13 protein-coding genes are annotated in these 12,839 nt (G+C 58.1%); 9 read left to right on the top strand and 4 right to left on the bottom strand.

Annotated features, from left to right (window positions below):
- Position 1: 1 nt before the first annotated feature.
- A complete protein-coding gene (murU, locus tag KFJ24_RS13345) occupies positions 2 to 682 on the bottom strand; it encodes an N-acetylmuramate alpha-1-phosphate uridylyltransferase MurU (protein ID WP_250832650.1) in 681 nt (226 codons plus the stop codon).
- 5 nt (positions 683 to 687) lie between these two features.
- On the bottom strand, positions 688 to 1,725 hold the full coding sequence (locus KFJ24_RS13340; protein WP_250831582.1) for an aminoglycoside phosphotransferase family protein: 1,038 nt from the start codon (positions 1,723 to 1,725) through the stop codon (positions 688 to 690).
- Between the two features lie 270 nt (positions 1,726 to 1,995).
- Between KFJ24_RS13340 and KFJ24_RS13335 the strand changes: the two genes are divergently transcribed.
- The 9 genes from KFJ24_RS13335 to slmA all read left to right on the top strand — a co-directional run bounded on the left by KFJ24_RS13335 (position 1,996) and on the right by slmA (position 10,546).
- Entirely contained in the window at positions 1,996 to 4,293 is a 2,298-nt protein-coding gene (locus KFJ24_RS13335; RefSeq protein ID WP_250832648.1) for an LPS-assembly protein LptD, read from the top strand.
- A 61-nt stretch (positions 4,294 to 4,354) separates the two neighbouring features.
- A complete protein-coding gene (locus tag KFJ24_RS13330; RefSeq protein ID WP_250831581.1) occupies positions 4,355 to 5,698 on the top strand; it encodes a peptidylprolyl isomerase in 1,344 nt (447 codons plus the stop codon).
- Positions 5,695 to 6,705, top strand: a complete 1,011-nt coding sequence (pdxA, locus tag KFJ24_RS13325; RefSeq protein WP_250831580.1) for a 4-hydroxythreonine-4-phosphate dehydrogenase PdxA — start codon at positions 5,695 to 5,697, stop codon at positions 6,703 to 6,705. The genes KFJ24_RS13330 and pdxA overlap by 4 nt, the downstream gene beginning before the upstream one ends.
- Positions 6,702 to 7,535 carry a 16S rRNA (adenine(1518)-N(6)/adenine(1519)-N(6))-dimethyltransferase RsmA gene (gene rsmA, locus KFJ24_RS13320; protein ID WP_250831579.1) on the top strand — a complete coding sequence of 278 codons (834 nt, stop codon included), beginning with the start codon at positions 6,702 to 6,704 and terminating at the stop codon, positions 7,533 to 7,535. Before pdxA ends, rsmA begins: the two co-directional genes overlap by 4 nt.
- Positions 7,528 to 8,328 (top strand): symmetrical bis(5'-nucleosyl)-tetraphosphatase, encoded by an 801-nt coding sequence (locus tag KFJ24_RS13315; protein WP_250831578.1) that lies wholly within the window; start codon positions 7,528 to 7,530, stop codon positions 8,326 to 8,328. Before rsmA ends, KFJ24_RS13315 begins: the two co-directional genes overlap by 8 nt.
- Before the next feature lie 28 nt (positions 8,329 to 8,356).
- A complete protein-coding gene (locus tag KFJ24_RS13310) occupies positions 8,357 to 8,725 on the top strand; it encodes a DUF423 domain-containing protein (protein WP_250832647.1) in 369 nt (122 codons plus the stop codon).
- A gap of 46 nt (positions 8,726 to 8,771) precedes the next feature.
- On the top strand, positions 8,772 to 8,972 hold the full coding sequence (gene thiS / locus KFJ24_RS13305; protein ID WP_250831576.1) for a sulfur carrier protein ThiS: 201 nt from the start codon (positions 8,772 to 8,774) through the stop codon (positions 8,970 to 8,972).
- Positions 8,973 to 9,058: 86 nt separating this feature from the next.
- Positions 9,059 to 9,868, top strand: coding sequence for a thiazole synthase (locus KFJ24_RS13300; protein WP_250831575.1), 810 nt, complete (start codon positions 9,059 to 9,061; stop codon positions 9,866 to 9,868).
- Positions 9,869 to 9,958: 90 nt separating this feature from the next.
- Positions 9,959 to 10,546, top strand: coding sequence for a nucleoid occlusion factor SlmA (slmA, locus tag KFJ24_RS13295; RefSeq protein ID WP_250831574.1), 588 nt, complete (start codon positions 9,959 to 9,961; stop codon positions 10,544 to 10,546).
- A gap of 24 nt (positions 10,547 to 10,570) precedes the next feature.
- Here the strand turns inward: slmA and KFJ24_RS13290 are convergent, their stop codons facing one another.
- Positions 10,571 to 11,395, bottom strand: coding sequence for an inositol monophosphatase family protein (locus tag KFJ24_RS13290; protein ID WP_250831573.1), 825 nt, complete (start codon positions 11,393 to 11,395; stop codon positions 10,571 to 10,573).
- A gap of 56 nt (positions 11,396 to 11,451) precedes the next feature.
- Positions 11,452 to 12,747, bottom strand: a complete 1,296-nt coding sequence (locus KFJ24_RS13285) for a pyridoxal phosphate-dependent aminotransferase (RefSeq protein ID WP_250831572.1) — start codon at positions 12,745 to 12,747, stop codon at positions 11,452 to 11,454.
- Between the last annotated feature and the right edge of the window lie 92 nt (positions 12,748 to 12,839).

Here is a 12,839-nt window from a genome sequence, read left to right as displayed (position 1 = left end):
GTCAGTGCTCCCGGGCCCTGAGTGCCTGGTCAAGTTCACGAAGCCTTGCCGGCGTACCGACGTCCACCCACTCGCCCGGATGATAGAGGCCGGCAACGCGTCCTTGCGCCATGGCGGCGCGCAAAACAGGACCCAGCTTTCCGGCCTGTTCATCCAGCCCCTCAAACAGGCGACGGTTCAACAGGCTGATGCCGGTAAAAGTCAGTTTTTCCCGGCCTTCACCCGTTAATCGGCCATCGTCCGTCAGGTGAAAATCACCGTCGGGATGGTGTGGGCGGTTGTCGGTAACCACCAGAAGCGCATCACCCTGCTCGGGTGGTGTGAGCAGGGATAGCTCGAAGTCAGTCCAGATATCGCCATTGATAACCAGAAACCAGTCGGACGCTGTCTCGGTCAGCAGGGGCAGGGCACGGACGATACCTCCGGCCGTTTCAAGTGGCTCACCTTCCCGGGAGTAGCGAAGGGAAAGACCGAAGCGATCACCGGTGCCCAGAGTAAACTCGATCTGTTCCCCGAGCCAGGCATGATTGATCACCACGTCCCGGTAGCCGGCACGGTTCAGGTGCTCCAGGTGATGAACGATCAGCGGCTTGCCGCCGGCGCTGAGCAACGGTTTCGGCGTGGTCAGCGTCAGCGGCCGCATGCGCTCGCCCCTGCCGGCGGCCAGGATCATTGCTTTCAAGGGTTTCATTGCGCCCTGTCCGGCGCAGGGGCAATTCGGCGTGTAATCTCTGGCATCACTGTCTCGCTCAACCACTCGTGAAAATGACGTAGAGCCGGCTGTCGGCTGCTGGCGGTGAGCAGGTAGCCAACAGTGCGGGGGATGTCATTCAGGTAGCCATGTTTGCCATCACGGAGTGCCAGGCGTGCAAAGATCCCGGCTGCCTTGAGGTGGCGTTGCATGCCCATGAGTTCAAACCACTGACGGAAGGTTTCTTTGTCCGCCCGGTGCAGTCCCGCCTGCAGGCTGTCTTGCCGAAAGAATTCCAGCCATTCGCACAGTTTCTCTTCCGGCCACTGAATGTAACAGTCCTTGAGCAGAGAGACCGCGTCGTAAGTTACCGGACCGGTCACGGCATCCTGAAAATCAATCACGCCCGGCCGGTCCGTCCCGGGCCGAACCAGCAAGTTTCGTGAATGGTAGTCTCTGTGAACGGTCACCTCTGGCTGGGCCAGAGCGCTTTCTTCAAGGATGGCGAAGGTCGTATCGAGCAGCGCACGCTCGCCGTTGCTCAGGTCCAGGCCCAGATGCTGCTCCAGCAGCCAGTCCGGGAACAGTGCCATTTCCCGGCTCAGCAGCGCTGAATCATAGGGGGGTAGCGGGTAGTCGGTTGGCGAGTTGAGTTGCTGGATACCGACAAGTTCGGTCAGGGCGCCGCGATAGAGTGGGTCGGCGGTGCTTTCATTCAACTGCCCCAGCATCAGCTGGTCGCCAAAATCTTCGATTAACAGAAAGCCCTGGGCGAGGTCTTCCTGCAGGATATCTGGAACGGCGACACCGTGCTGGTGCCAGTGGCGGGCAATGGCAATAAACGGTTCGCAGTCCTCGTGTTCAGGCGGGGCATCCATCACAAGGAACGGCGATGTTTGACCATTGGCACCTGTGCGTCTGACACGGAAATACCGTCGAAAACTGGCGTCGCCGGAGACCGGCTCTGCCGTCGTCTGTTCAAAGCCGGAGAACTGTCTGACCCACTTGGTCAGCAACTGCAGGCGGATGTCCATGGTTCCGGTTACTACCCTGAAAAAATGAGTGGTCGCTGACAGCGAAAGTTAGCAGAGGAGTATAAAGAGGGTAAAACGGTTTTGCAGCGGAGTTTCCGTTAACAACCCCGGGGGGCACGTGTAAACTAGGCGGCTGTTAACGATACCCGTCCAGTCATTCACCCGGAACAGGAACCCGCGACTGTGCCCACTTCCGATTGCCCTCTGCACCTGCCGGTCCGCCGGCTGCAGCGCCGATTAGGTCAGGCGCTGGTGGCAGGGTTTATTGGTATGGTTGCGATTCAGGTTCGGGCCGAGACACCCCCGACAGCGGCGGAAATCGACTGGCGCCCCAAATCCCAGCTGCCGGCATCGGCGCGTGATACCTTGCCGGTATTCTGTGAAGGCGGCTATCTGCCATCTGGCGACGGTGGCAAAGCCGTTGGCGTGTTCGGCGATGGTGAGGGTCAGCAGGCTCCGCTTGAAGCCAGCGGCCTGAATGCCCGCTATGAGATCGATCGGGAGCTGTATCTTGAGGGTGATGTGCGACTCCGACAGGGCACCTTCCAGGTAAGTGGTTCTGAGGCAAGATACAATCAGTCCGAGGGTAAGGTATCTTTACAGGGCCCGCTGGTCAGTCGCGGTGATGGCTTCCTGCTGACGGGGGAACGTGCTGATTACAATGTTGATTCCGGTCGTTTTGACATCAATACCGCGACCTTTCTTCTTCATGGCCCGGAGATGCGTGGCAGTGCCGACAGCCTGACTCGACTGGCGGATGAGAAGGTGGTGATCCGCGACGGCATGCTCACCACCTGTGGGCCACAACAGAATGACTGGGCGATCGTCGCATCGGATATTCGGCTGGACCGCGCAGAGGGCTTTGGCACCGCGAAGCATGTCCGGCTCGAGATACTGGACGTTCCGGTTTTTTACTGGCCCTGGGCAAGTTTCCCAATCGATGACCGGCGCAAGACGGGCTTTCTGTACCCCCAGTTTGGTTCCTCCAGTGCTGGCAGTGGCGCGTTTCTGGCAGCGCCCTATTACCTCAATCTTGCCCCGCATTACGATGCTACCCTGACGCCTCAGTACATTCATGGTCGTGGCTTTTTTAACGAAGCGGAAGGCCGGTACCTCAGTCGCTTTGGCGAGACCGTGTTGCAGGTTGGCTATATCGGAAACGATTCCGCCTATACCGAGGACAATCCCGGGGAAAGTGGTGAGCGCTGGGCGCTTGACGCCTCGACCCGTGCCCGTTTCGGTGCAGGATGGAACGGCTATGGGGATTTCTCTGTGGTCAGCGACGAGGATTACCTGGGCGACCTGAACCGCAGCCTGGAAATCAATCAGACAACTCACCTGCAACGCAAGGGTGGGGTCCGTTATCAGGACAGTCAGCAATATTTCGAAACCTATCTGAACGATTACCAGACGGTTCCGGAACGAATAGCGGATGTGAACAAGCCATACGCCCAGTTGCCAGAAATTCTGTACGGAGGCCTCACCGAACTGGGCTGGCTGGAAGCCGGGATAGAAAGCCAGTACACCTGGTTCTACCGGGACAACGAAAATCTCACCGGTCTGGACCGGGCCAATGGCCAGCGCCTGCGCGCCATTCCGGAGTTGGCAGTACCTCTGCGCACGTTGTGGGGCTTCAGCCGGCCCTCCGTCAGTGTGGATTACACCCGATACGAACTGGAAGATTACACTCTCGGGGATGGCGGCTTTGATCGAGCAATCCCGGTAGCGGAGTGGGATAATGGCCTCTATTTTGACCGTCGGTCCAGCCTGTTCGATGTGCCTTACAACCAGACGCTGGAGCCCAGGCTCTATTATGCCTGGGTGGATGCTGAAGCCGATCAGAACGATATCCCGGACTTCGATACGGATGTTCAGGCTTTCCGTTTCGATCAGCTGTTTCAGCGTGACCGATTTACTGGCGGCGACCGGGTTGGCGACGCCAACCAGTTGACTGTTGCGCTCACCAGTCGCTTCAATGACCTGGTCACGGGGGCGGAGCGGGCCCGTTTCAGCATTGGCCAGATTCAGTATTTCGAAGATCGCAAAGTCAATCTCTTCGGTGAGGGCGCCAGTACCCGTAGCCGCTCACCGCTGGCGGGTGAGGTGATCCTCAATCCGATCGATACGCTGGAAATCCGCTCGTCCGGGCTGTGGGATCCGGATACCGGCGACACCGAGGAGGGGCGAAGTCAGCTGGTGTTTCACTCCGAGGATTATCGTTATCTTGCCAGCCTGGGACATACCTACAGCAGGGATGAACTCGAACAGTCGGACGTGGCGGCGGTTTTCCCGGTTACGGATCGTGTTAGCCTGATAGGCCGCTGGGTTTACGACTCACGGCTCGACCGGACCGTGGGTTCGCTGGCAGGCATGGAATACAACAACTGTTGCTGGAGTGTTCAGGTTGTGCACCAGAACTATCTGACAGACGACCAGGAACTGGACAGCCGGTTACTGTTCCAGATTCAGCTCAAGGGTCTGGGCGGCAGTGGTGGCTCGTCGGCCCCAATCTCTCAGGCTATCTACGGTTTCGATGAGCGGGAAAGTCGCCGGTTTGGAACTCCCTGACCTGTATCAGGACTAACCGCGGGCATAGTGCCCGCAGTTCATTTATTATCATGAGGTGTTTATGAAGGCGACTCTTCGCCATGCTGTAAAAACGTTGCTGATGGTTGTGGCGGTTACCCTCTCGCTGGCCGTGCAGGCAGAGCGCAAGCTGCTCGATCAGGTTGTCACCATCGTGGACAACGACGTTATCCTTCAGACCCAGCTTGAAACCAGGATCAACACCATTACCGAGAGGCTGAGCGCCCAGGGGACTGGCCTGCCTCCCCGTCAGATTCTTGAACAGCGGGTACTTGACCAGCTGATCACCGAATCTATCCAGCTCCAGATGGCGGAAAAGATGGGCATACGGATCAGTGATAACGAGCTGAACGAGACCATGGCCAACATTGCCGAGCGTAATGGCATGACACTGGCTCAGTTCGAACAACAACTGTCGGCGGAAGGTGTTTCCTATCGCCAGGCCCGTGAGCAGATCCGTAATGAAATGCTGACCAGCCGGGTTCAGCAGCGTCAGGTGGGCAATCGTGTGCGGGTCACCGACCGGGAGGTGACCAACTATCTGCAGGCGCAGGAAGCCAGGGGTGGCAATGATGCCGAATACCGCCTTGCTTACATCTTTATTGAAGTGGATAACCCCGCCAGTGACGCGTCAGTGTCTGCGGCCCGGGACAAAGCTGAAAACCTCAGGCAACAGATTGCCAACGGCCGGGATTTCCGGGAAGTTGCCGTGGCGGAATCCGATGCCAGTAATGCACTTGAAGGGGGTGACATGGGCTGGCGGGCCGAAAGCCAGCTACCATCGCTGGTTGCTCCCATCGTGCCTGAGCTGACCGTGGGAGAGCCGTCTCGCGTGCTTGAGAACAACAGTGGTTTTCACCTCGTGATGGTTATGGACAAGCGTGGTGGTGAGCAGAAGCAAGTCATTCAGCAGCATAAGGTGCGTCATATCCTGATTCGTCCGTCCGAGGCAGTGACCGAAATGCAGGCTGAGGCAAAAATCCGGGAGCTCTACCTGCAGCTGACGAACGGAGCCGATTTTTCAGAACTGGCGCGGGAGCACTCTGATGACCCGGTCTCGGGTTCCGATGGCGGCAGCCTGGGCTGGGTGAGCCGGGGGCAGATGGTTCCGGCATTTGAACGGGCCATGCTGGAAGCCGATATCGGTCAGCTCAAAGGTCCCGTTCGGTCACAGTTTGGATGGCACATTCTGCAAGTGCAGGAGCGCCGGCAGAAGGACATAAGCGGTGAGGTGAAACAGTCCGAAGCGCGTCAGGCCATCTACCGCCGCAAATTCGATACCGAACTGCAGAACTGGTTGCGAGAGATTCGCGACGAGGCTTTTGTCGAGTTCAAGGGTGAGTACGTCCGGGACGAGGCTTCTGAAGGAGAGAGCGCCAACTCATGAGTGACCCGGTAATCCTGGCCCTGACCGCGGGTGAACCCGCAGGTATTGGTCCGGAGTTGTGCCTTGGGCTCGCGGCGGAACCCCGCGATGCGGGTATAGTTATTGTCGCCAGCAAGTCCTTGCTGGCGACTCGAGCTGCCTCGATGGGGCTTGATGTCTGTCTGCGTGACTGGCAGCCCGGCGAGCTGCCTGAGACCCGCGCGGGTCAACTCTCGGTCCTGTCCGTTGATGGTTGTGTCAGCAGTGCAGCCGGTGTGCTCGATCCAGGCAACAGTCGTTACGTGATCGAGACCCTGAAAGTTGCGACCGAGGGCTGTCTGTCTGGCGATTTTGACGGCATGGTGACCGCGCCGGTTCATAAAGGGGTGATCAATGAGGCAGGTATCCCCTTCAGCGGCCACACCGAGTTTCTACAGGAAATCTGTGGTGTGGACCGCGTGGTCATGATGCTGGCGACGGACGAGTTGCGAGTAGCATTGGTAACCACCCACTTACCGCTGAAGGACGTGTCAGCGGCCATCACGCCGGAACGGCTGACCGAGGTAACCCGGATCCTTGACGCCGATCTGAAAACCTTTTTCGGCATTGAGCGGCCCCGTATCCTGGTGGCGGGCCTGAATCCCCATGCTGGAGAGGGTGGCCATCTGGGCCGTGAGGAAATTGAGATCATTGAGCCAACACTGGCGTCACTTAGGCAGGAAGGCATCCGTCTGACCGGGCCCCTGCCAGCAGACACCCTCTTCACACCACACTGGCTGGATGAGGCCGATGCCGTGCTGGCCATGTACCACGACCAGGGCTTGCCGGTACTGAAATTTCAGGGCTTTGGCCGTGCGGTTAACATCACCCTGGGGCTTCCTGTTGTCCGCACCTCCGTTGACCATGGCACCGCGCTGGATCTTGCTGGAACCGGCAAGGCCGATGCTGGCAGCCTGCACACAGCCATTCGCGTTGGAGCACACATGGCCCTGTGCCGGAAAGCCGCTAATCAAGAGAATCGCCCGTGAGCAATAAACCCGGCCATCAGGCCCGAAAACGGTTTGGTCAGAACTTCCTGCATGATCCCGGTGTGATCGAGCGCATCGTCCGCGCGATCAATCCGAAACCGGATGACGCCATCGTGGAAATTGGTCCCGGTCTGGGGGCGATTACCGAGGAAATTCTGGCGATTAACCCGAAACTGCAGGTTGTTGAGCTGGATCGTGACCTGATCCCGGTGTTGCGGACCAAGTTCTTCAACTTCCCGGATTTCCGTATCCACGAAGCTGATGCACTGACGTTCGATTTCAGTCAGCTGGTGGACAACGGCAAACCCCTTCGTATCATCGGGAACCTGCCCTACAACATTTCCACACCGCTGATTTTTCATCTGCTGTCCCAGGCCAGTGTGGTGAAAGATATGCACTTTATGTTGCAGAAGGAAGTGGTCCAGCGGCTGGCCGCAGTGTCCGGTGATAATAACTATGGTCGCCTGGGCATCATGGCCCAGTATTTCTGTAAAGTGCAGCCGCTGTTCGAAGTTGGTTCCGGCGCTTTCCGCCCGGCACCGAAGGTGGATTCTGCGATTGTTCGCCTGGTGCCCCATGAGACACTGCCGTATCCGGCCAAAGATTTCGGCACCCTTAAGGCCGTGGTCCGGACAGCGTTCAATGCCCGGCGCAAAACGCTACGCAAGGCACTCGGTGGCATGATTTCCGTTGAACAGCTTCGGCGTCTGGAAATAGATGACGGCCTGCGGCCGGAAAATCTCAGTCTTGCGGATTTCGTGAGGATTGCTGACTTGCTGGTTGACGAGAAAGCGGAAATGACTACTGGCAACGAGGCAAGTGATGACTGATTACGCCATTGGCGATATTCAGGGCTGTTATGATCGTTTGCGGGATGTGCTGGCGAAGGTCGACTTTTCTCCGTCCAGGGATCGTCTCTGGGTGGCAGGGGACCTGATCAACCGGGGGCCGTCGTCACTGGCAACCTTGCGTTATATCGAAAGCCTCGGCAGTTCAGCGGTTGTGGTGTTGGGTAATCACGATCTGCACCTGCTTGCGGTGGCCCTCGGTGGCCACCAGACGCGCAAGAAAGACACCCTGTCAGACATTCTCGATGCACCGGACCGGGACAGGCTCATTGTCTGGTTGCGCCAGCAGCATCTGTGCATTCATGATCCGGACCGCAACCTGATCATGGCCCATGCAGGCCTGCCACATATCTGGAGTGTTGATCGTGCCATGAGCTTTGCTCGGGAAGTGGAGGCTGTCATCGCTGGTGATGGTGCCGGGGAATACTTCACCCACATGTACGGCAACCAGCCGGAATGCTGGCATGATGCACTTGCGGGCATGGATCGCTGGCGAATCATAACCAACTATTTCACGAGAATGCGGTTCATTGCAGAAGACGGCACACTGGAGCTGGCGACCAAGGAATCCGAGGACAGTGCTCCTGCAGGGTTTGCACCGTGGTTCCGGTTTTCCCGGCAGGATGATGTCCAGGTACTCTTCGGGCATTGGGCAGCGCTCGAAGGCCGAACCGGGCATGACCAGTTTGTTGCGCTGGACACCGGCTGCGTCTGGGGCGGTGCTCTGACTATGATGAACCTGGATACTGGAGAAAAGATCCACTGTGACTGCTGAACGCGTAGAAACCCGTTCAACGGGCCTGATGCCTATGCCCCTTGTGCTTGGTGCCGCGTTTGCACTGCTTGCGGTAATGGCGGGAGCCTTTGGTGCGCATGGGCTACGTGGCGTTGTCAGTGAGCGAAGCGTTGACGTCTTTCAAACAGCGGCCACCTATCAGATGTATCACTCCATTGCATTGGTGCTGGTGGCACTGCTTTCCGGGCTGGCTTTAAACCGTCGCCTGCTTGGGCTGGCGGCCGCTTCTTTCGTGGTGGGCATACTGCTTTTTTGCGGCAGTCTGTACGTTCTGGTGCTCACAGATGTCCGCTGGATCGGTCCGGTCACCCCAGTGGGCGGTGTGTTTTTTATGGTTGGCTGGGCATTGGTGGCGGCCGCCGGATTGCGCCGGTAGAGGCGCCTTGCAAGTTGCTTGAAAAGAACAGAGGTGAGGACAGTATATGCAGGTGCAGGTAAACGGTGATGCCATGGAGCTCCCCGCCGGAGCGACCGTTGGGACATTGATTGAGACGATGACCCTGGTGGGTAAGCGCCTTGCGGTGGAGGTGAACGAAGATATTGTGCCCCGGAGCCAGCACGCGGAATTCACCCTTCGTGAGGGCGACCGCGTTGAAGTCGTCCGGGCCATCGGCGGCGGCTGAGGCTTCAAGTAAAACCTGGCCTGGCCGGATTCGGCCCGCCAATGTGACCTCGACTACCAATACAATCGAACAACTCCAGGAACGTTATGAGCGAGACTCCCGAGATTCTGCTTCCCGAAGACAAACCCCTAGAAATTGCCGGGCGTGTCTATAAGTCACGTCTTCTGGTCGGTACCGGAAAATACCATGACCTGATGGAAACCGGCCATGCGATCGAGACCAGTGATGCCGAGATCGTGACCGTGGCTGTCCGCCGGACCAACCTGGGGCAGAACCCGGATGAGCCGAATCTGCTTGATGTGATTTCTCCGGAACGCTACACCATCCTGCCCAATACGGCGGGTTGTTTCACGGCCAAAGACGCCGTCCGTACCTGTAAACTGGCCCGGGAACTTCTCGATGGTCACGACCTGGTCAAGCTTGAAGTGCTCGGTGAGGAGAAGACCCTCTATCCGAACATGACCGAGACCCTGGTTGCCGCCGAGGAATTGATCAGGGACGGGTTCAAGGTGATGGTCTATTGCTCGGACGATCCCCTGCTTGCCAAACGCCTGGAAGAAATGGGCTGCGTTGCCATCATGCCTCTGGGTGCTCCCATTGGCTCCGGGCTTGGTATCCAGAACCGCTATAACATCCGCCTGATCGTTGAAAATGCTCGCGTACCGGTTTTGGTTGATGCGGGAGTGGGCACGGCATCGGATGCAACGATTGCTATGGAGCTCGGGTGTGATGGTGTGCTGATGAACACGGCCATTGCCCAGGCAAAGGACCCCATCAAAATGGCCAATGCCATGCGCCTTGCGATTGAAGCCGGCCGTGAGGCCTATCTTGCCGGGCGCATGCCCAAGAAGCTGTACGCCAGTGCTTCATCGCCCATTGATGGCACCTTCTTCTGATCTGGGGCACAATCCCCACAATGAATAAACGAGGGCCGGCGCCAAATGACCGGCCCCGAAAACGACAAATCAGAGCGCTGTAGTCCTGTCATGACCGATCAGAAACCGAGTCGCCGAGAGGCGATTCTCCACGCCCTCGTGCAGCTTCTGGAAACCGATCCGGGAGCCCGTATTACCACCGCCGGACTGGCAAAGTCCGTTGGCGTTACCGAGGCGGCCCTCTACCGCCATTTCCCCAGTAAGCGGAAAATGTTTGAAGCTCTTATTGAATTTGCCGAGGAAGCAGTCTTCTCGCGCTGCCAGGTAATTCTTCAGGAGCAAGAAGATGTGAGGGTGCGCCTGCAGCAACTGGTGCATTTGGTTCTGGTCTTTGCAGAGCGCAACCCCGGATTGTGCTGTGTTCTGACCGGTGATGCCCTGATGGGCGAAAATGAGGCTTTGCGCAAGCGGGCCTCACAGTTCTTCGAGCGCCTTGAAACCCAGGTCCGTCAGGCTCTTAAAGAAGGCGAGATCCGGCAGGGTTTGCGGCCGAGGACCAGTGCCGCACGAGGTGCCGATTTTGTGCTGGTCTTCGTTGAGGGGAGGATTCAGCGGTTTGTCCGGTCCTCGTTTTCGCGGTTGCCGTCCACGGACTATGAAGAGAGTTGGGGCTTGGTGGCTGAGGGCGTCTGGAACTAGGCTCTCCAGGACCACCCGCAGACCTCATTCGTACCCTGAAGCCGTCCGAAGAATAGTCCGGACCGGGTCCCAGATAGCCGGTGCTGAAATCAGGATATCACGACCATAAAGATCGGCTGGGTAGCCGTCCGGCACGTCACCAAAGTGTCCTGCGTTGGCGCCGGCCTCGAGGGCAATCAGGCGGGCTGCGGCGAAGTCCCAGGGGCTGACGTTTTCGTAGTAAATGTCCAGGCGTCCGCAAGCGACCCAGCAGATATCCAGAGCGGCGGAGCCGATGCGGCGCAGGTCCCGGCACTGGTGGATCATGGCGTCGAGGCGGCGAACCAGTGGTTCCAGGTTGTCTTTTGTGTAAGGAAAACCTGTGGCAAACAGGGAATCTCGCGGCACCGTCGCGCCGCTGTGCTCAATCGCCTTGCCATTCAGAGTTGCACCTTCGCCCTTGGTCGCCCGGAAGGTTTCACCGGGGAATGGAGCATGGACAACGCCGGCCCTTACTCTGCCTTTCTCAGCGTACGCAATGGAGACGGCGACCTGCGGGTGGCCATAAGCGTAATTGACTGTGCCGTCGATGGGATCGACGATCCATAACGGGGTTTCAAGTTCCTCGGCCTGGCTGAGATCCGGCATGGTTTCTTCAGACAGTATCCGATGACCGGGGAAGCGTTTGCGGATGGCACCGGTAATGAATTCATCGGCCATCACATCAGCGTGGGTCACCAGCTCGGTTTGTTGCTTGTAGTCAGTTCGCAGGGTGTTTTCTTCGCGCTCACGACGGATCAGTTCTCCGGCCTCGCGAGCCAGGTTTTCAGCAAAAACGGTAATATCGAGAAGAGAAACAGAATCGGACACGGCGCCCCCGGTGAGGTCTCTGATAAGAGTGAAGGCGCCAGTCTAACACGACCGGGTCAGAGGCTGTTCAGCCAGGCCGCCATCTTGTCCATGGCCTTGACCAGGCGCGGGCAGGCCTTCTGGACGAATTCGTCACCAAGGTCTGCTTCAGCATAGTCGCCACTGGCCAGGTTCAGGGCTTCAGTGCCATCAAAATCGACAAAGGCCAGGCGTGCGGCCAGGTGATCCGGCACGAAGCCGAAGTCGCTGGCGGGCAGAATCGCCACACCGGTGTTTTCGATCAGCGCCTGGCAGAATGCCTGGCTCGTCTTGATGTCCTTTTTTGCCAGTTGTTCACGGAAACCGGAAAAGTCCGGGAACAGGTAGAAGGCCCCCTCTGGCTTCTGGACTACGGCGCCCACCTCGCTCAGGCGCCGGTGCACGTATTCACCAATGACCTTGAGCACCCTGCGGGATTGCAGCAGATATTCATCAATATCGTCACCGCCGTTGAAGGCAGTAATGCCGGCATACTGGATCGGTGCACTGGTTGAGGTGAAGGTTTCGCTGGCAATAATGGCCATGGCATCCAGCAGGGGGCGCAGCTCCGGCGGGAAGATAAAAGCCCCCAGACGCCAGCCTCCGGCACCGGCCCATTTGCTCAGCCCGGTGCTGATAATGGTGCCTTCCGGATAGTACCGGGCAATGGACTTGTGCTTGCCCTCGAAGTTCACCTCCCCGTAGATCTCATCCGATAGCAGTATTAGCCTGTACTTGCGTGCTACGTTCGCAATCGCCAGCAACTGATCATCGGTATAGGTGCACCCGGTCGGGTTGGACGGGTAGTTGAGAATCAGAATACGCGGTCGTGACGGATCGTCCCGACAGACGATGTCCAGTTCCTCGGCCGTGAGCTGCCAGTTGTTCTCTGCATGGGTGGGCAGCCAGTGCACCGAACGGCCAATGATCCGGGCCTGGGGCGCATAGGAAACCCAGCTAGGGCGCGGGATCAGCAGATCACCGTAGTAGGCCAGCTGAAGAATAAAAAGCAGCTCCTTGGAACCCGGACCGATCAATACATCTTCCCAGCTACAGCGCATGCGCTCGCTGCGATTGATGTAACCGGCGATCGCTTCCCGCAGACCTTTCAGGCCTTTAACCGGAAGATAGTCCTTCTCATGGGCATGTTCCCGCAGAGCGTCCACCACGCGATCGGGCACCGGGAAGGGGGATTGCCCAAGGCCCAGCTTGATGATGTCCTTGCCTTCGGATTTGAGCTGGTTGCTCAACTCATTGATGCGAAGAGTTGCAGAGGGCTGAATGCCCCGAACGTTGAGGTTGATCGCGTAACGGTGTTCGGTTTTTATGTCCATTTTCCCGGTCTGTTGGTTGGAAGTGACCCATTCAGTATAGGAAACGCCAACATAGATGTGGCAGGGGTAAGGATAAGTGATTGCCGAATCGA

Origin of the sequence: Marinobacter sediminum (assembly GCF_023657445.1) — a bacterium.
Taxonomy (GTDB): Bacteria; Pseudomonadota; Gammaproteobacteria; order Pseudomonadales; family Oleiphilaceae; genus Marinobacter; species Marinobacter sediminum_A.
The sequence above is the reverse complement of the archived record's forward strand: the minus strand, read 5'-3'. Positions and strand labels throughout refer to the sequence as shown.